The organism is Dongia mobilis, assembly GCF_004363235.1.
GTDB lineage: Bacteria > Pseudomonadota > Alphaproteobacteria > Dongiales > Dongiaceae > Dongia > Dongia mobilis.
Window position 1 is genome coordinate 258,317 of record NZ_SNYW01000007.1, and the last position, 18,284, is coordinate 276,600.

Annotated in this window: 16 protein-coding genes; 15 read left to right on the top strand and 1 reads right to left on the bottom strand. The window is 65.7% G+C overall.

Going from position 1 to position 18,284, the window contains the following annotated elements:
- The first annotated feature begins 83 nt into the window (after nt 1-83).
- Nucleotides 84-1,661: a lysine--tRNA ligase gene (locus A8950_RS06985; protein WP_133612919.1), complete on the top strand. Its 1,578-nt coding sequence runs from the start codon at nt 84-86 to the stop codon at nt 1,659-1,661.
- A gap of 6 nt (nt 1,662-1,667) precedes the next feature.
- On the opposite strand, the gene A8950_RS06990 is transcribed toward A8950_RS06985, so the two are convergent.
- Complete coding sequence (locus A8950_RS06990) at nt 1,668-3,422, bottom strand: monovalent cation:proton antiporter-2 (CPA2) family protein (RefSeq protein ID WP_166645037.1); 1,755 nt, start codon at nt 3,420-3,422, stop codon at nt 1,668-1,670.
- A 163-nt stretch (nt 3,423-3,585) separates the two neighbouring features.
- Between A8950_RS06990 and A8950_RS06995 the strand changes: the two genes are divergently transcribed.
- The 14 genes from A8950_RS06995 to A8950_RS07060 all read left to right on the top strand — a co-directional run bounded on the left by A8950_RS06995 (nt 3,586) and on the right by A8950_RS07060 (nt 18,279).
- Nucleotides 3,586-4,935: a TldD/PmbA family protein gene (locus A8950_RS06995; RefSeq protein WP_133612921.1), complete on the top strand. Its 1,350-nt coding sequence runs from the start codon at nt 3,586-3,588 to the stop codon at nt 4,933-4,935.
- Between the two features lie 26 nt (nt 4,936-4,961).
- Entirely contained in the window at nt 4,962-5,609 is a 648-nt protein-coding gene (gene ccmA, locus A8950_RS07000; RefSeq protein ID WP_243735554.1) for a heme ABC exporter ATP-binding protein CcmA, read from the top strand.
- Complete coding sequence (ccmB, locus tag A8950_RS07005) at nt 5,606-6,274, top strand: heme exporter protein CcmB (RefSeq protein WP_243735555.1); 669 nt, start codon at nt 5,606-5,608, stop codon at nt 6,272-6,274. The genes ccmA and ccmB overlap by 4 nt, the downstream gene beginning before the upstream one ends.
- Nucleotides 6,275-6,616: 342 nt before the next feature.
- Entirely contained in the window at nt 6,617-7,345 is a 729-nt protein-coding gene (locus A8950_RS07010) for an OmpA family protein (RefSeq protein ID WP_133612922.1), read from the top strand.
- Nucleotides 7,346-7,531: 186 nt separating this feature from the next.
- Entirely contained in the window at nt 7,532-8,269 is a 738-nt protein-coding gene (locus A8950_RS07015) for a heme ABC transporter permease (RefSeq protein WP_133612923.1), read from the top strand.
- Nucleotides 8,266-8,481, top strand: coding sequence for a heme exporter protein CcmD (gene ccmD, locus A8950_RS07020; protein WP_208109776.1), 216 nt, complete (start codon nt 8,266-8,268; stop codon nt 8,479-8,481). Before A8950_RS07015 ends, ccmD begins: the two co-directional genes overlap by 4 nt.
- Before the next feature lie 13 nt (nt 8,482-8,494).
- Nucleotides 8,495-8,977, top strand: a complete 483-nt coding sequence (gene ccmE, locus A8950_RS07025; RefSeq protein ID WP_133612924.1) for a cytochrome c maturation protein CcmE — start codon at nt 8,495-8,497, stop codon at nt 8,975-8,977.
- The gene (locus A8950_RS07030) at nt 8,974-10,950 is read left to right on the top strand and encodes a heme lyase CcmF/NrfE family subunit (RefSeq protein ID WP_133612925.1); all 1,977 of its coding nucleotides are present in this window, start codon (nt 8,974-8,976) and stop codon (nt 10,948-10,950) included. The genes ccmE and A8950_RS07030 overlap by 4 nt, the downstream gene beginning before the upstream one ends.
- A gap of 24 nt (nt 10,951-10,974) precedes the next feature.
- A complete protein-coding gene (locus A8950_RS07035; protein WP_133612926.1) occupies nt 10,975-11,511 on the top strand; it encodes a DsbE family thiol:disulfide interchange protein in 537 nt (178 codons plus the stop codon).
- Nucleotides 11,508-11,987, top strand: coding sequence for a cytochrome c-type biogenesis protein (locus A8950_RS07040; protein WP_133612927.1), 480 nt, complete (start codon nt 11,508-11,510; stop codon nt 11,985-11,987). Before A8950_RS07035 ends, A8950_RS07040 begins: the two co-directional genes overlap by 4 nt.
- Complete coding sequence (gene ccmI / locus A8950_RS07045) at nt 11,984-13,351, top strand: c-type cytochrome biogenesis protein CcmI (RefSeq protein ID WP_133612928.1); 1,368 nt, start codon at nt 11,984-11,986, stop codon at nt 13,349-13,351. Before A8950_RS07040 ends, ccmI begins: the two co-directional genes overlap by 4 nt.
- Before the next feature lie 179 nt (nt 13,352-13,530).
- On the top strand, nt 13,531-16,377 hold the full coding sequence (locus A8950_RS07050) for a response regulator (protein ID WP_166645038.1): 2,847 nt from the start codon (nt 13,531-13,533) through the stop codon (nt 16,375-16,377).
- 157 nt (nt 16,378-16,534) lie between these two features.
- On the top strand, nt 16,535-17,311 hold the full coding sequence (cysQ, locus tag A8950_RS07055; RefSeq protein ID WP_133612930.1) for a 3'(2'),5'-bisphosphate nucleotidase CysQ: 777 nt from the start codon (nt 16,535-16,537) through the stop codon (nt 17,309-17,311).
- A complete protein-coding gene (locus A8950_RS07060) occupies nt 17,308-18,279 on the top strand; it encodes an L-threonylcarbamoyladenylate synthase (RefSeq protein WP_133612931.1) in 972 nt (323 codons plus the stop codon). Before cysQ ends, A8950_RS07060 begins: the two co-directional genes overlap by 4 nt.
- Nucleotides 18,280-18,284 lie beyond the last annotated feature (5 nt).

The window sequence follows — 18,284 nt, forward strand, 5'->3', positions numbered from 1 at the left end:
TTCCCGCCTTTCGCTCTTGCGGCAAAGTGGCGGAATCCCTAGTCTCCGGCGGCTTTTTGACAATCTGGTGCCCGAGACAGAAGATGACCGACGACCGTACCTATGCCCCAGCCGCCCGCGCCTGGCCGTTCGAGGAAGCCAAGAAGCTGGTCGAACGCTACAAGGCCGGTGCGCCGAAAAAGGGCTATGTGCTGTTCGAGACCGGTTACGGCCCCTCGGGCCTGCCGCATATCGGCACGTTCGGCGAGGTCGTGCGCACCACCATGGTGCGCCAGGCCTTCCAGCGCTTGAGTGACATCCCGACGCGCCTCTTCGCCTTCTCCGATGACATGGACGGCCTGCGCAAGGTGCCGACCAACGTCCCCAACCAGGAGATGCTGGCCGAGTTCCTCGGCAAGCCGCTGACCCGCGTGCCGGACCCCTTCGACAAGTATGAGAGCTTCGGCCACCACAACAATGCGATGCTGCGGGGCTTTCTCGACAGTTTCGGCTTCGAGTACGAGTTCCAATCCTCGACCGACTGGTACATGTCGGGCCGTTTCGACCAGGGCCTGCTGGATGTGCTGCGGCATTACCAGGAAGTGCAGGACATCATGCTGCCGAGCCTGCGCGAGGAACGCGCCGCCAGCTATTCGCCCTTCCTGCCGGTCTGCCAGAAGACCGGCCGCGTCCTGCAGGTGCCGGTACTCGAGACCAACGCCGATGCCGGTACCATCGTCTATCAGGACGAGGACGGCTCGAAGGTGGAGACGCCGGTGACCGGCGGCCGCTGCAAGCTGCAATGGAAGCCCGACTGGGCCATGCGCTGGCATGTGCTCGGTGTCGATTACGAGATGTCGGGCAAGGATCTCATCCCCTCGGTGCAGCTTGCCGGCAAGATCTGCCGCAAATTGGGCTCGCCGGCGCCGGAGGGCTTCAATTACGAACTTTTCCTCGACGAGAAGGGTCAGAAGATCTCGAAGTCGAAGGGTAACGGCCTCTCGGTCGAGGAATGGCTGGAATACGCGCCGCCCGAAAGCCTTGCCCTCTTCATGTACCAGAAGCCGCGCGCCGCGAAGCGCCTTTATTTCGACGTGATCCCGCGCGCGGTCGACGATTATCTGACCTTTACCGAGAAGTTTGCGGCGGAAACGCCAGCGCAGCGCCTCGAGAACCCCGCCTGGCATATCCACAACGGCAACCCGCCGACGACCGGGGCAAGCCTGCCATACGGCATTCTCCTGAACCTTGCCTCGGTCGCCAATGCCGAAGCGAAGGAGACGCTCTGGGGTTTCATCAGCCGCTATCTGCCGGAGGCGACGCCCGCTTCGGCGCCTTTCCTGGACAAGCTGGTGGGCTATGCCATCAACTACTACCGCGACCATGTGAAACCGCATAAGCAGTACCGCGCGCCCGATGCAATGGAGCGGAAGGCGCTTGAGGATCTGCTGGCGCGCCTTGATGCGGCGCCGGCGGATGCCAGTGCCGAGGATCTGCAGAACATCGTCTACGAAGTGGGAAAGCAGCACCCCTTCCCGGAACTGCGTGCCTGGTTCAAGACCCTTTACGAGGTGTTGCTGGGCCAGGAGACAGGGCCGCGCATGGGTACTTTCATCGCCCTCTACGGCAAGGCGGAGACTGCAGCCCTCATCCGCCAGGCGCTAAGCGGCAGGATCGGCTGACCCGCCTCAATCCTTGCTGATGCGCTCGCCGATCCGGGTCGGTTCGCTGAAGGCCTCATGGGCAACCCGGAACTGGGCGATTCGGGCGGCGAGATCGCTGTCGCCGCGGCCAAGCCGGTCCAGCATGCGCCGGCCCATGGCCAGACCCACTTCGACATCCTCCGGCACCGCCTCGGCGACGCCGATTTCGGCAAGGCGCCGGGCATGGCCGGAATCCCAGGCCCGGGCGACGATGGTGAGGGTTGGCACGGCGGCGCGCAGGGCTTCCGCCATGCGTTCGGCCTTGGCCGGGTTGTCGATGGCGAGGACTGCCAGCGCCGCGCGGTCGATGCCGGCGGCGCGCAGCACGTCGAGCCGCGCCGCGTCGCCGAAATAGACCGGGAAACCGCGCGCGCGCGCCGTCATCACGCGCTGCACGTCAAGATCGAGGGCGACGTAGGAGAGGCCGATATCGTCCAGCAACCGACAGACGGCCTGGCCGACGCGGCCATAACCGGCCACCAGTACATGCTGCGCCAATTCCTCGGATTCGGCAGCAATGGAACTCAGGCGCCGGCCGTGGCGATCGCGTATCGCGATCGAAATGCGCCCACCGAGTGCCGCCAGCAACGGCGTCAGCGCGATGCTGATCACGATCGCGGCGTTGACCTGGTTCTTGAGATCCGGTGTCAGCACGCCGCTGCCGGTGGCCAGCAGAGTCAGGATGAAGCCGAACTCGCTGCCCTGGGCGAGCAGCAGCGCCGTGCGCCAGCTTGTCTCCGCCTTCAGGCGGAAGGCATAGCCGATCGCAACCATGACCGCGGCCTTGACCAGGACGAGGCCCAGCGTGAGCCCGAACACCAGGCCCGCCGATCGGGCCACGGCAGCAAGGTCGAAGCCCATGCCGACCGAGACGAAGAACAGGCCCAGCAGCAGGCCGCGAAAGGGCTGGATATCCGCCTCGATCTGGTGGCGATAGGGTGTCGAGGCCAGCAGCATGCCGGCGAGGAACGCGCCGAGGCTCATCGACATGCCGGCCGCCTCGGTCACCCAGCCGAGGCCGAGCAGGATGAAGAGCCCTGCTGCGGTGAAAAGTTCGGCATTTCCGGTGGCGGCGATCTGGCGGAACAGCGGCCGCACCAGGAATCGACCCGCCAGGACAATGATCGCGAGGGCGATCGCCGCCTTGAGGAGGGCCATCCCGAGGGTCAGCCAGATGCTGCGCCCGTCACCGCCCATCAGGGGAATAAGCGCCAGCATCGGCACCACGGCGAGATCCTGCAGCAGCAGGACGGCGACGGCGATGCGGCCGAACCGCGCCGCCGCTTCGCCGCGATCGACCAGGAGCTTCAGGACCGCCGCGGTAGAGGACAGCGCCAGGATGCCGCCCAGGATGACGGCGGTTTCCGGATCGAGTCCCAGCAGATAGCCAAGCAGGCCGATCGATAGAGCCGTCGCCACAACTTGGGCGCCGCCCAGTCCGAAAACGTAGTAGCGCATGGTCTTCAGGCGTTCGAGCGGGAGTTCGAGGCCGATCGCGAACAGCATGAAGACGATGCCGAATTCGGCGAGCCAGGCCGCCTCTTCCGGGTCGGCGATCGCGGCGAGGCCGAAGGGGCCGATGACGATGCCGACGGCGAGATAGCCGAGAATCGAGGACACGCCCAGCCGATGCAATACCGGCACCACCGCGATGGCCGCCAGCAGGATGATCAAGACATCGGTAATGGCGGCGCTGTGCAAGGCTGATCGTCCCGACGCCGCAGCAAGGTGGATCGCCACGGCAGATGGATTTTCCTGCCGCCAGAATAGCCCGGGGCCGCCCGCCCTTGGCAAGCGGGGCTTGAGTTTTGCGCTGCTTTGTCCCAGCTTGCGGGGCCCGGCTTGTGCGCCCGGCCGCAAGCGGCCATATGTCTGGCCGAGTTTCCTTCCGCCATCACCCGGCATGAGCGACATGACCCAGATCGACCAGAGCAGCATCCTCGATTCCCTCATCACCATGGCCCGGCAGGCGGGCGCCGAGGCGGCCGACGCGGTCATCGGCCGTTCGGTTTCACTTTCGGTCGGCGAGCGGCTCGGCAAAAAGGAGAAGCTGGAGCGGGCAGAATCCCGGGATCTCGGCTTGCGCGTGCTGGTCGGCAAGCGCCAGGCGATCGTCTCGACCAGCGATTTTGCGCCGGCTTCACTCAAGGAACTGGCCGAGCGTGCCGTGGCGATGGCACGGGCCGTGCCGGAAGATCCCTTTTGCGGCCTTGCCGAAGCAGGGCAGTTGGCACGGGATTGGCCGCAGCTCGACCTCTGCGACGCCTCCGAGCCCAGCGAGGGCCGGCTCAGCGAACTCGTTCGTGCCGCCGAGGATGCCGCGCGCAGCGTCGCCGGCGTGACCAATTCAGAGGGCGCCGAGGCCGGTTATGGCCGATCGGAAGTGATGCTTGCGACCAGCCACGGATTCTTGGGTGGCTATGCCGCCAGCCATTTTGGCCTCTCCGTTTCGGTCCTGGCCGGCAGCGGCACCGGCATGGAGCGCGACTACGACTATTCCTCGACCGTCTATCTCGCCGATCTCGAGGACCCGGTGAAACTGGGGCGGTCAGCGGGTGAACGGGCAGTCCGGCGCCTCAATCCGCGGAAACCGAAGACGGCGGCGCTTCCGGTCGTGTTCGACCCGCGGATCAGCAATTCCATCGTCGGCCATCTGGTCGGCGCCATCAATGGTGCCTCCGTCGCGCGCGGTACCTCGTTCCTCAAGGATAAAATGGGCGAAATGGTGTTGGCCGACGGCCTCGATATCGTCGACGATCCGCACCGACCGCGCGGCCTGCGTTCGCGTCCCTTCGACGGCGAGGGATTGCCGACGACGGCGAAAAAACTGGTCGATGGCGGCCGCTTGGCCACTTGGCTGCTCGATTGCCGCTCGGCCCGGCAATTGGGGCTGGTTTCCAACGGTCATGCCTCGCGCGGCACCTCCGGCCCGCCCTCGCCCAGCCCCAGCAATGTCCATATGGCGGCGGGCAGGACCAGCGTGAAGGAACTGATCGGGGCCATCACCGAGGGCTTCTATGTCACCGAATTGATCGGCTCCGGCGTCAACGGCGTCACCGGCGATTACAGCCGCGGGGCCGCCGGGTTCTGGATCGAGAAGGGCGAACTGGCCTTTCCGGTATCCGAACTGACCATCGCCGGCAATCTGAAGGACATGTTCAAGGCGCTCACGCCCGCCGACGATCTCGTCTTCAGATATGGCACCAACGCGCCGACATTGCGCATCGACGGTTTGACCATCGCCGGCGCCTAGCGTCGGATTTGCTTCGGGGAGGGGGTTTGGGCACAGCCGCTGCATTTGCCGGATTGCAGGCGCGGCAACTTGCCTGCCGCCGTGGCGACAGGCTGCTCTTTCGCGGCGTCGATTTTGCCGTCGCGGCGGGCGAAGCGCTGTTCCTGCGCGGGCCGAACGGCAGTGGCAAGACCAGCCTGCTGCGCCTGATCGCCGGCCTGCTGGCGCCCGAATCTGGCGAAGTGCTTTGGTGCGGCCGCGATGCCCACCGCCTGGGCGCCGCTTTTCGGGCGGAACTCGCCTTTCTCGGGCATCTCGACGCCCTGAAGCCGCAACTTACACTGCGCGACAACCTCGCTTTCTGGCGGGCGCTCCTGGGCGGCACGGTGGAGATCGAGGCGGTACTGGCCGAGGTGGGGCTCGCTGCCTCGGTCGACCTGCCGGCGCAGTATCTTTCCGCCGGGCAGCGGCGCCGGTTCGGCCTTGCGCGCCTGCTCTTGCGCCCATCCCGGCTCTGGCTGCTGGATGAACCGACCACCGCGCTTGATACCGAGGGTCAGGCGATGGTGACGGCCCTGATCGGCCGCCATCTTGCTGCTGGCGGCATAGCGGTGATTTCCAGTCACGACGAAATCGCGCTCCCGGGTTCGGTTCTCGCCCTCGGCCGTGGGCCGAAAAACGAGGCCCGGCTGTGAGTCGCGCCTTCATGGCCCTGCTGCGGCGCGATCTGGCGCTGGCGCTCCGTCATGGCATCGATCTGCTTGCCGTGGTCCTGTTCTTCCTGGCGGCGGGCGCCCTGTTTCCCTTCGCCATCGGTCCGGAGCCGGCGCTGCTGGCCCGTATCGCTGCCGGCATTGTCGTCGCCATGGCGGCGCTGGCTGCCTTGCTGTCGCTGGATCGCTTATTTGCCGCCGATTTCGAGGATGGCGGGCTCGACCTGATCTTCCTCTCGCCGCTGCCGCTGGAATTGGCAGCCATGGCCAAGGTCCTAGTGCACTGGCTGACCACGGGTCTGCCGCTGCTGCTGGCGGCGCCGATTCTCGGCCTGCTGCTGCATCTGCCCGGTGAACTTTACGGTATCCTGCTCCTCGCCCTCATCGGCATTACCCTGGCCCTGTCGCTCCTTGGCGGACTCGGCGCCGGCCTTACCCTGGGTGCCCGCCGTGGCGGAATTCTGCTTGCTTTCATCGTTCTGCCCCTGTTTGTGCCCGTGCTCATCCTTGGCATGGGGGCGGTCCTGGCGGTGGCGCGCGGCGACAGTCCCGTGGCAGCACTGCAACTGCTGCTCGCCCTGGACCTCGGTCTGCTGGCTGCCTGTCCCTGGGCGCTGGCCGGCGCGCTGCGTCAAGTTCTGCAATGAGGGGTCAGGCTGGGATTGGCATCAATTTTCTGGGTATTTCAGCCTATTAGAACCGCCCGACAGCCAATCTTCGAGCAAGAAATGTGATTCGACACACATATTTGCCTTGCTGTCGAACCTCGGGAGACCGGCTGGCGACAGAAGTGCGAGATCGGCGTTTGTGGCGCATCCGCAACATATGCGGGCATTTTGACACAGGTGCGGGAAATAGGCTGAATCAACATGGATTCCACAGATTGAATCGGCTTATTGTTAATCATCCGACGCTCTCTCAGGTGTCGGGCGGATGCGAACCGCGGTATTCGCACCCTTTCACGTGAACGTCCCAGGGGGTAACCAATCATGAATCGTAGCTTAAAGCTCCTGCTGCTCGGCTCGGCTCTCTTTGCCGTGTCGGCGTGCGCGGCGCCCAATCGCGAACCGGACCTGTCGAACATTCAGGCGAATGTCGACAAGACCCGTGAAGGCGATTTCGGCGAACTGCTCTATCATCTCGACGCTGCCGCCGATAAGTCGGAACGCGCCGAGGAGATCAAGCAGAGCATCGACGCCGATGCGCCGTATCTCTACACCAACCTGCCGCTGCGCCAGGAAGGCGTGCGTCTCGCCGAGGAAGCGGCTGAACACCGCGCCCGCGCCGAGGCCGCGCTCAATCGCTTCCTCGACCCGATCCGCGCGCGTCTTGCCTATCTCGAATCGCTGCACGTCCCGCAGGATGTCGGACCGCAGACCACCTCGGTCTACTTCGACACCGGCAGCGCCGCGATCCGCGACAGCGAGTCGGCGGCGATGACCGATGCTGGCAACTTCCTCAGCCAGTATCCGATCGCCCATGTTCAGATCAACGCCTACACCGACACCGTCGGCTCGACCAATGCCAACAAGGCCTTGGCTCAGCGCCGTGCGAAGTCGGTCATGAATGCCATGGCCGAAGCCGGCGTGCCGCTCGCGGCCGATGTCTCCGTCATTGCCGTCGGCGAAGCCGAAGGCGAGGACAATGTGGAGAACCAGCAGAACCGCCGCGTCGACATCATCGTGCAGCCGCACGGCACCTACAACAAGGGCATGTAAGCCCGCGTTGGCCGTCAGCACGATCTGATCGACCGATCGGATTGCAGCACAGGGGCGTCGCCAGCAGGCGGCGCCCCTGTTGTGTTTAGGGATATAATGCGGGGTAGTGGCGTGCCTGCGCCAGACTGACGCTGGCCCCCACACGAAGTCTGGCCCCGGCGGGTTGGGGAAGGTATAACCTGACCCATGCACCGTTTCGCCAATCCAGGCCGCTTCCAGCGCCTCGCCACACGGGTCCTGCCCTGGCTTAAAGGCTTGACAGCGTTGAGCTTTCTGGCCGGGCTGTATCTTGCCCTCCTGGCCTCACCGCCGGATTACCAGCAGGGCGAGACCGTGCGCATCATGTATGTCCACGTGCCGGCCGCCTGGATGGCGCTCTTTGCCTATCTGCTGCTCGGCCTCGCCAGCGCCAGTTCCCTGATTTGGCGCCATCCGCTGGCCGATATCGCCGCCCAGGCGCTTTCGCCCATCGGCGCTGCCTTTACCCTGGTGGCGCTTGCCACCGGTTCACTTTGGGGCAAGCCCATGTGGGGCACCTATTGGGTCTGGGATGCGCGCCTTACCTCGTTCCTGCTGCTGTTCTTCCTCTATCTTGGCCACATGGCTCTGCTCGATGCCTTCGACGACCGCAATCGCGGCCGCCGCTCGGCTGCGGTGCTGGCACTGGTTGGCCTCGTCAACCTGCCGATCATCAAGTTCTCGGTGGATTGGTGGAATACCCTGCACCAGCCTGCGTCGATCACGCGCATGGACGGCCCCAGCATTGATCCGAGCATGCTCTGGCCCTTGCTGACCATGGCGGTGGCATTTCACCTTTTTCTGCTGACGGCGCTCCTCGAGCGCATGCGAACCCTGCTGATGGAGGCTAGGCTGCGGGCACAGCGCCAGGCCCGATTCGAAGCGATGCAGGCGGAGCAGGGATGATGGAGGAGACGGCGTTCGGCGCATTCCTGGCCATGGGCGGTTATGCCGAGTTCGTCTGGCCGGCCTATGGCGTCACGGGCCTTGTGCTGCTGGCGATCTGGCTTGATGGCTACCGACGCCGCCGCGCGGTCGAACGTGCGCTCCAGCGCCTCGCTCGCGACGGGAGCGGGCAGGACGCGCAGGGCCGCGACACCGGCCGGAACGACGCCTAGGCGGATCTGGATCATGAAACGCAAGACCTTGCGCCTCTATCTGCTGGTTATCAGCCTCGCCCTCCTCGGAACCGCGACGGGCCTGGTTCTTTCCGCGATCAACAGCGATCTCATTTCCTATTTCGTCAGCCCGACCCAGGTGACGAAAGAGCCGGTGGAACCGGGGCGCACCGTGCGCTTGGGCGGTCTGGTAGAGGTCGACAGCGTTGGCAAACTCGATGACGGCGCCACCCACCGCTTTCGCGTCACCGATCTCAGCAACAGCGTCGAGGTTCTATATCGCGGCGTCCTGCCGGATCTCTTCCGCGAGGGTCAGGGTGTCGTGGTCGAGGGCTCGTTCAACGATAACGGCCGCTTTGTCGCCGCCGAGGTTCTTGCCAAGCATGACGAAAACTACCTGCCGGCCGAGGTGGTGAAAGCACTCAAGGAATCCGGGCGCTGGCAGGAAGGTGCGGCCGCGACCGCGATCAACGGCAGCGAAGGTGTCGACCCGTGATTATCGAGATTGGCCATTTCGCCCTCGTACTCGCCCTGGTCCTGGCGCTTGCCCAGGCCATCCTGCCGCTGGTGGGCGCCCAGCGCGGCATTCGTTCCTGGATGCTGCTGGCCAAGCCCGCCGCGATCGGCCAGTTCGCCTTCCTGCTGGTCGCCTTCCTGGCCCTGGTTCATGCCTTCGTCGTCAGCGACTTTTCCGTCGTCATCGTCTATCTCAACTCGCATTCTTCGATGCCGCTGCTCTACAAGATTTCCGGCACCTGGGGGAATCACGAGGGCTCGCTGCTGCTCTGGGTTACCATCCTCGCCTTCTTCGGCGCACTGGTAGCGGTCTTCGGCGAGAACCTGCCGCCGCGCCTCAAGGCCCGCACGCTCAGCGTCCAGGCGATGATCAGCATCGCCTTCATCCTTTTCACGCTGTTCACGTCGAACCCCTTTGCGCGCATCAGCCCGGCCCCGTTCGAGGGCGAGGAACTAAACCCCCTGCTGCAGGATCCGGGCCTCGCCTTCCACCCGCCCATGCTCTACATCGGCTATGTCGGCTTTTCGATTGCCTTCTCCTTTGCCGTGGCGGCATTGATCGAAGGCAAGGTTGACGCCGCCTGGGCGCGCTGGGTCAGGCCCTGGACCCTGCTCTCCTGGACCAGCCTCACCGGGGGCATCGCCCTTGGCGCGCATTGGGCCTATTACGAGCTTGGCTGGGGCGGCTGGTGGTTCTGGGACCCGGTCGAGAACGCCAGTTTCATGCCCTGGCTGATGGGCACGGCGCTGCTGCATTCGGCGATCGTGGTGGAGAAGCGCGACGCCCTCAAGGCCTGGACGCTGCTGCTTGCCATCCTCACCTTCGGCTGTTCGCTGCTCGGCACCTTCCTGGTACGCTCCGGCGTCATCACCTCGGTCCATGCATTCGCGCAGGACCCGGAGCGTGGCGTATTCATCCTTGCCATCCTGGGTGTCGCCCTGGGCGGCGCACTGACGCTCTTCGCCTGGCGGGCGCCGGTGCTGAAGCCAGGCGGCATGTTCGCCCCGGTGAGCCGGGAAGCCGCCCTCATGCTCAATAACCTGTTCATCACCACGCTTACCTTCGTCGTGCTGCTTGGCACGCTGCTGCCGCTGATCTTCGACGTGCTGGGGCTGCAGGATATCTCGGTCGGCCCGCCCTACTACAAATGGACCTTCATCCCGATTTCGCTGCCGCTCATCCTGCTGGCCGCGGTCGGCCCGCTGCTGGGCTGGAAGCGCGGCGATCTTTCCGGCGCGTTGCAGCGGCTCTGGGGTGCCGGCATCCTGGGGGTCGCGGGGATCGTGGTTGCCGCCTGGATCGATTTCGGTTCCGAGGTAATGGCAGCGCTCGGCATCGGCGTCGGACTCTGGCTGCTGGCCGGCACCTTCGTCGAATGGGCCGAGAGGGTGCGGCTGTTCCGGACCGAGTTTACGGAAAGCTGGCGGCGCATGCGCCATCTGCCGCGCGCCGCCTATGGCATGACACTGGCGCATGCCGGCCTCGCGATCGCGATCATCGGCATGACCGCCTCGGCTGCCTGGAAGGAAGAGGTGGTACGCCAGATGCGGCCCGGCGAGACCATCGAAATCGGTGGATTCACCTATCGCCTGGAGGAGGTCCGTGGCGTGCGCGGACCCAATTACATTGCCGAGCAGGCCGATTTTACCGTGCTCAAGGACGGTGAATTCTATACCAGACTCTATCCCGAGCGCCGGCAATACATGGTGCAGCCGATGCCGACGACCGAAGCGGCGATCGAATCCCATTTCTTCGGCGATCTCTATGCCGTGATCGGCGAAAGCGACGGGGCGGGTGCCTGGACAGTGCGCATCTACGAGGAGCCGCTGGTGCCGTGGATCTGGACCGGTGCAATCGTCATGGTCCTGGGCGGCTTCGTCTCCATGAGCGACCGGCGCTATCGCGTCGGCGCGCCCAGCCGCCAGCCCGCGGCACAACCGGCCAAGGCCTGAGCGGGGCAGGAGACGTAACCTAGAATGCACCGCCTCTTCTTCATCCTGCCGCTTGTTGTCGTGCTGGTCCTGGTTGCAGTCTTCTGGCGTGGCCTGGATCCGGCCCGCAATCCGGCCAGCATCTCCTCGGCCCTGGTCGGCAAGCCGGTGCCGCCCTTTGTCCTGCCCGGCCTGACGCCGGAGATGCCAGGACTGGGCGACGCCGATCTCAGGGGCCAGGTGACGGTGCTGAATTTCTTCGCGTCGTGGTGCGCTCCCTGCCGGGCGGAGCATCCGTTGCTGAAAGAACTGGCGGCGGTCCCGGAGATCCGTCTCGTCGGCATCACCTACAAGGACAGGTTGGCGGATTCGCTGCGCTTCCTGGCGGAGCTGGGGGATCCGTTCGCCGCCATCGGCGCCGACGAGACGGGGCGCATCGGGATCGATTTCGGCCTTACCGGCGTGCCCGAGACGTTTGTCATCGACCGTGACGGCATCGTGCGCTACCGCCTGGCGCAGCCGATCGACGAGGCGCGTCTTGCGGACGAAATTCTTCCTCTCATCGCCGAGCTGACAAGATGAAGACGGCGCGAACCGGCTGGCTGTTGCCGCTCATCTGCCTCGTTGTGGCGCTGCCGGCGCTGGCGGTCGACGTGCCGCTGGACGATCCGGCCCTCGAGGAACGCGCGCGCCACCTGATGCGGGAAGTGCGCTGCGTCGTCTGCCAGTCGCAATCGATCGGCGAGTCCGACGCCGGCATCGCGGTTGATCTGCGCCGCCTGATCCGCGCCGAGATCGCCGCCGGCAAGAGCGACGACGAAATTCGCAACTTCCTGGTCGAGCGCTATGGCGATTTCGTCCTGTTCACGCCCCCCTTCAGGGCCGAGACGATGGTGCTGTGGATCGGCCCCTTCGTGGTGCTGGGGCTCGGCCTCGCTTTCATGATCCGCTTCCTGCGCCGCCGGCCGAGCGTCGCGATGCCGTCGTCGCTTGACGCGGAGGAAAGGCAGCGCATTGCCCGCGCGCTCGGGAAAGACGGCGGGGAGAATGCGGCATGATCCTGATCTGGTTCGTCCTTGCCGCGATGACGCTGGTCACGGCGGTGCTGCTGGCGCTGCCGCTCTTCAACACACGCAAGTTCAAGAACGAGGCGCAATTCGCCCTGGAGGTCTATCGCGACCAGCTGCAGGAGCTCAATCGCGACACGCTTGCTGGCCTGATCGCGCCGGACCAGGCCAAACAGGCGCAGGTCGAGATCGAGCGCCGGATCCTGGCCTTGACCGAGGGCCCGCAATGGCGGCCGGCTCGCCTGCCGTCCCATGGCATGCTGGTGGTGGCGGCGGTGGTGCTGCCGCTGCTGGGCTTTGGCCTCTATCTGCTGGTCGGTCGGCCGGACCTGCCGGGTCAGCCCTTCGCGAGTTCCGCCCAGGCGACGGCCTTGCCGCCGGCCATTGTTGCCCTGCAGGACGCGGTCGCGGCCAAACCCAATGATTCCGCGGCGTGGGTCGCTCTCGCCAATGCCTATGCCGATGCCGATTTGGCGCGCGATGCCGCCACCGCCTTCGGCAAGGCGGTGGCGCTGGGCGCCACTTCGGCGGATACCCTCGCTGCATACGGCCGTGCCCTTCTGGTTGCCAATGACGGCGAGATGAGCGAGCCGGCGCGTGCCGCGTTCCGCCGGGCGCTCGCCGCCGAGCCCAGCCATCCCATGGCGCGCTTCTTCCTGGCACTCGGCCGCGCCCAGGACGGCGATCTCGAAGGTGCCCTCTCGGACTGGATGGCGCTTGAGGCCGACTCGCCGGCCGACGCGCCCTGGCGGGCCACGCTGGAGGAGCATATTGCCCGGGCCTCGCAGCGACTTGGTCGTGCCGGACCCGATACGGGCATTGCCGGACCAAGTGCTGCCGGACCAAGTGCCGCCGGGCCGAGTGCCGATGACATCGCCGCGGCGGAAGCGATGTCGCCAGAGGAGCGGCAGGAATTCGTCAACGACATGGTCGGGCGCCTGGCCGAGCGCCTCGCCGCCGAGCCGGATGACCTCGACGGCTGGCTGCGCCTGGGCCGCGCCTATCAGGTGCTTGGACGTGGCGAGGATGCGCGCAATGCCTTTGCAAAGGCGGCGGCGCTGGCGCCGGCCAGGCTCGACATCCAGCTCGATTATGCCGATGCGATCATCGCCGGCCGCACCGACCTCGATCGATATCTGCCGCCGGAATTCATCGAGACGGTGGCGCGCATTCGCACGCTCGATCCGGAAAACCCCCTCGGGCTCTATTACGGCGGCCTGGTAGCGCGCCTCGCCGGCAACCGTGCCGAGGCGCAGCGCCTGTGGCAGAAGGTGCTGGACCGGCTGCCGGCGGATTCGCCGCAGCGGACCATGCTGCAACGCGAGTTCGACAGCCTGCTGCCCGCGGCGAACTGAGTGTCGCCGGCACTTGGCAACTGCATAAAGCATAAATTTTTCAATATATTAATACTGAGGATCGTGTCGCTGGCTTAACCATTGCTTCACCATCTTCACAGAAAATGCTCTGGGGCGATGGAATAGGAAGCGGCGGCTGCATCGGCAGCGACCCGCAGTTGGCAGCCGAGGCGCGGAGATTGGCGACCCAGACGAGCATCACACCCGCCGACAGACTGGCGAGTAATCGCGGAATCAGGGCGCGCGCCTGGGCCTGGGGCGTCGGCGTCGGGCTGATCGGCATCGCGCTTTCGGTCCTGGTCGCCGACCTGCTGCATCGCCAGGCGGAGACTGCCGCGCTGCACCGCTTCAATCTGGTCGTCGATCGCTTCGACAAGCGCTTTGCCGATCGCTTCAACGCCTTCGAACTGATGGTGACCATGGGCAAGGGCATGGCGACCCTCAGCCATGACATTACCCGCAGCGACTGGCAGCGCTTTGTCGCCGATCTCAACTGGAACGAGATGAGTGGCGCGCTCGGCATCGGCTATGTCGAGCGGGTGAAACGATCCGAGCTTTCCGCCTTCCTCGGCAAGGCGAAGATGCTGAGCGACGAGCGCTTCATGGTGAAGGTGCTGGGGCCTGGCAAGCCGGATGAACTCTATATGCTGCGCCTCAGCGAGCCACATTCCACAACGTCGGCCGCGATCGGCCTCGACCTCGCCAGCGAGCCGAGCAGGCGGGGGGCGCTCGAATGGGCCATGATGAGTGGCAGGCCGACCATGAGCGGCGTGCTCACCGATGTGGTCAACCAGCGGAGCAATGTCGGCATGCTGATGGTGGCGCCGGTCTATCGCCGCGACACCGAGCCGCTGACCCACGACGAGCGCCAGCGCGACCTGAAGGGCTGGGTGGTGATGCCGATCAGCGTCGCCAACGTGGCGGCCGCAGCGCTCGAGGATATCGGCCATGAACTCGGCGTCAGCATCTATAGCGGCGCCACGGTGCAGGGTTCGCGCCTGGTCTTTGAAAAGAACGAAAGCGACGCGGTAGGCGCTGTCCTCACCAGTTCCCGCACCATGATCCTGGCCGGCCAGAGCATGACGGTCGCCTATCGCGCCAGCAGTGTGACGGTCGATCGCATGACGGACTATGCGCCGGCCATGGTGCTGATCAGTGGCGTTGTCATCTCGCTGCTGACCGGGGCGGGCCTGTGGTTCATGGTCGCGGCGCGTTACCGGGCCGAGGCGCTGGCCCAGTCCATGACCAGCGATCTGCGTCAGGCCAAGGAACTGGCCGAACAGGCGTCGATCGCCAAGACGCAGTTCCTGGCCATGATGAGTCACGAAATCCGTACGCCGATGAACGGTGTCCTTGGCATGGCCGGCCTGCTGGCGGATACCAGGCTGGATCAACGACAGCATCATTACGTCGATGTCCTGCAGCAATCCGGCGAGGCGTTGCTGGCAATTATCAACGACATTCTCGACTTTGCCAAGGCGGAGACCGGCAAGCTGGAGATCGAGCGGATCGACTTCGATCTCGTCGCCGAGATCGAGGCAGTGTTGGAACTCGTGGTCAGCCGTGCCCACAGCAAGGGCATCGAACTCGCCTGCTTCGTGGCACCGGAACTACCGACACGGCTCAATGGCGATCCCGGCCGGCTGCGCCAGATCCTGCTCAATCTGCTCAGCAACGCGATCAAATTCACCGAGCATGGCGGCGTCAGCCTGATCGTCGAGGCCAACGGCGACGATGATGACGGCATTGGTCTGCGATTCGTCGTACGCGACACCGGTATCGGCATTCCGGCCGAGGCACGGGGGCGGTTGTTCCATCAGTTCAGCCAGGTCGACGTGTCGACCACCAGGCGGTTCGGCGGAACCGGTTTGGGCCTGGCCATCTGCAAGCAACTGGTCGAACTGATGCAGGGTGAAATCGGCGTCGAATCGCGCATCGGCGAGGGCGCAGGATCGACCTTCTGGTTCACCGCGCGGTTCGGCCGACCGGTCGGCGATGCGGCGCCGATGGGCGAGGTTCCCGACCTCGCCGCGATCGCGAAGGCGTTCGCCAATCGCCTCGTGCTGGTGGTCGATGACAACCAGGTCAATCGAGAAATTTTTGCGCGCTATGTCGCCAGCATTGGCGGTCGCGTCGTTAGCGCGAGCGAGCCGGAAGTCCTGCTTGACGAATTGGCGCATAACCCTCCAGGTGAGCCGATCGCGCTCGCGATCATCGACCAGGTCATGCCGACGATGTCCGGTGTCGAGCTGGCGCGGCGCTTGCGACAGTTGCAGGGGCTGGCGGTCGAAAAGATCGTGCTCTCCTCCTCCGCCCTGTTCATCGACCAGAACGAGCTGCACGAGGGCATCGACGCGCAATTGCCGAAGCCGGTGCGCCGTTCCAGTTTCCTCGCCTGCCTCGCCAAGCTGCTCAGCGGCGACCAGCAGCCGGTGAGCCGGCGCGGCCAGAACGCCGCCGCCCCCGCAGTTTTTGCCGACGGGTCGGGTTTGCGCATCCTGCTGGCGGAAGACAACCCGGTGAACCAGATGCTGGTCACTGCCATCCTGGCGCGTGCCGGGGCCCGGGCGGACGTGGCCGGAAACGGGCTGGAAGCCCTTGAGGCGATGCGCAGCCGCAGCTACGACATCGTACTCATGGACATGCGCATGCCGGAATTGGATGGCCTCGCGGCGACGCGGCGCATTCGCGAACTGGGGGGGGGCGCCGGAAGGGTGCCGATTGTCGCCCTTACCGCCAATGCCAGCCAGGAAGACCGGCGGCTCTGCCTCGAGGCCGGCATGAATGATTTCCTGGCCAAGCCCATCGACGCCAATGAACTCATCCAGAAGATCGGACTGCATGCCGGGGTGGCGTTGATCGATGGCGAAGCGGGTCGGGCGAGTGCTGCTGTCCATGAGGCGGCGCCGGCGATTGCGCCGCTCTCGCTGGAACAGCAGGACGCCCTGGAAAGCCTGCTCAACTCGATCACCGACGCGACGGCCGACGACCCCGCGCCTCCGCGCCAGGGTATTGCCGGCTCCTAAACCCATCCCCATTGCCGTCCACCCGGCCGTCCGGGCCCGGTTTCACTATTCCGCCGGGTTTTGGCTTGGTATTGGCGCGCCGGCAGGCTAGGAAGACGCGGCTTGGAAAGGAAATCCCCGGCGCTGAGACATGCCCGGGGGAGTGCGGAACGACGACATGACGGCATCGATGAATCAATTGCGCGACGGCCTCATCGCCACGGCCTACGAGGCAGGCAAGGCGATCATGGCGGTCTATGCCGCCGGTTTCGTCACGACGCGCAAGGAGGACAGTTCGCCGGTGACGGCGGCTGATCTTGCCGCCGAGAAGATCATTATCGACGCGCTTGCGGAGCTTGCCCCCGGCATTCCGGTGGTGGCCGAGGAGCAGGCGGCGGCAGTCGGCCTGCCGCGCGAGGCGGCAGCGCGCTTTTTCCTGGTCGATCCGCTGGACGGGACCAAGGAATTCGTTGCCCGCAATGGCGAGTTCACCGTCAATATCGCGCTGATCGAGCACGGTGCGCCGGTCCTCGGCGTGGTTTTCCTGCCCGCTCTGGACGAGATGTATGCCGGCCATGGCGATGCCGCCTTTCGCTGGCGGCAGGGAGGGGCTGCGGAACCGATCGCAGCACGACAGCTGCCGCCGGGCGGCGCCGTCATGGCCATCAGCCGCTCCCACGCCGCCAGGGAACTGGTGCAGGTGGAAGGTCTCGGCGAGCATGTCGCCGCGACCATGGTTGCCGGTTCCTCGCTGAAATTCTGCCGCATCGCCGAGGGCGTTGCCGATCTCTATCCACGCTTCGGCCCCACCATGGAGTGGGATACGGCAGCGGGGCATGCCATCCTGCTGGCGGCCGGCGGATCGGTCGCGACCCTGGACGGCAAGGCCCTTGCCTATGGCAAGCCGGGTTTCCGCAATCCGCATTTCATCGCCCGGGGGCGGCGCCCGGCATGACACAACTGCGCGGCATCGTCCCGGCCGACGCCGCGCATATCGCGGCGGCGGCGGAAGCACTGAAGGCGGGCGATCTGGTCGCCTTTCCGACCGAAACCGTCTATGGCCTTGGCGGCGATGCCTGCAGCGATCGGGCGGTGGCACGCATCTACGAAGCCAAGGGCAGGCCCAGCTTCAATCCGCTCATCGTCCATGTCACCGGCCTGGCGGCAGCGGGCGATCTTGCCGAACTGCCGCCCGCAGCCTTCGTCCTGGCCGAGCTCTTCTGGCCGGGGCCGCTGACCCTCGTTCTGCCCAGACGCAGGAACTGCCGGCTTTCCCTGTTGGTCAGTGCCGGCATGGATTCGGTCGCCTTGCGCGTACCGGCGCATCCGGTGGCGCGGGCATTGCTGGCGGCCAGCAACCTGCCGCTGGCGGGGCCCAGCGCCAATCCTTCTGGCCGCATTTCGCCCACCACCGCGCAGCATGTGGCCGACGGGCTCGGCGACAAGGTGGCGATGATCCTTGATGGTGGACCCTGCCGGATCGGCCTGGAATCGACCGTCGTTTCGCTCCTCGAGGACGTGCCGCAGCTCCTGCGGCCGGGCGGCATCGAGGTGGCGTCGCTGGAAGCGGCCCTGGGTTGCGGAGTGGCGCTGGCGCCGCAGGTGGGTGATGTCGCGGCCGGCCTGCATGGTCCCGGCCGCCTGCTCAGCCATTACGCGCCGGACCGACCGGTTCGCGTCGGGGCGGTCGACATGCGGCCGGGTGAGGCCCTGTTGGCGTTCGGGCCGACCGCGTTGACTGCCCAGCACATGGCCAATCTAAGCCCTGCCGGCGACCTCACCGAGGCAGCGGCCAATCTGTTCGCCATGTTGCGTACCCTCGACCGGCCGGGCATCACCGGCATTGCCGTGATGCCGATCCCCGAGCGCGGCCTCGGCGTTGCCATTAACGACCGCCTGCGCCGCGCCGCGGCGCCGAGGTAATATAG

Bases quoted from the DNA above. Each gene is read 5' to 3' on its own strand.
- A8950_RS06985 (WP_133612919.1), top strand. From the start codon at position 84: ATGACCGACGACCGTACCTATGCCCCAGCCGCCCGCGCCTGGCCGTTC.
- A8950_RS06995 (WP_133612921.1), top strand. From the start codon at position 3,586: ATGAGCGACATGACCCAGATCGACCAGAGCAGCATCCTCGATTCCCTC.
- A8950_RS07010 (WP_133612922.1), top strand. From the start codon at position 6,617: ATGAATCGTAGCTTAAAGCTCCTGCTGCTCGGCTCGGCTCTCTTTGCC.
- A8950_RS07015 (WP_133612923.1), top strand. From the start codon at position 7,532: ATGCACCGTTTCGCCAATCCAGGCCGCTTCCAGCGCCTCGCCACACGG.
- ccmD (WP_208109776.1), top strand. From the start codon at position 8,266: ATGATGGAGGAGACGGCGTTCGGCGCATTCCTGGCCATGGGCGGTTAT.
- ccmE (WP_133612924.1), top strand. From the start codon at position 8,495: ATGAAACGCAAGACCTTGCGCCTCTATCTGCTGGTTATCAGCCTCGCC.
- A8950_RS07035 (WP_133612926.1), top strand. From the start codon at position 10,975: ATGCACCGCCTCTTCTTCATCCTGCCGCTTGTTGTCGTGCTGGTCCTG.
- A8950_RS07040 (WP_133612927.1), top strand. From the start codon at position 11,508: ATGAAGACGGCGCGAACCGGCTGGCTGTTGCCGCTCATCTGCCTCGTT.
- ccmI (WP_133612928.1), top strand. From the start codon at position 11,984: ATGATCCTGATCTGGTTCGTCCTTGCCGCGATGACGCTGGTCACGGCG.
- cysQ (WP_133612930.1), top strand. From the start codon at position 16,535: ATGACGGCATCGATGAATCAATTGCGCGACGGCCTCATCGCCACGGCC.
- A8950_RS07060 (WP_133612931.1), top strand. From the start codon at position 17,308: ATGACACAACTGCGCGGCATCGTCCCGGCCGACGCCGCGCATATCGCG.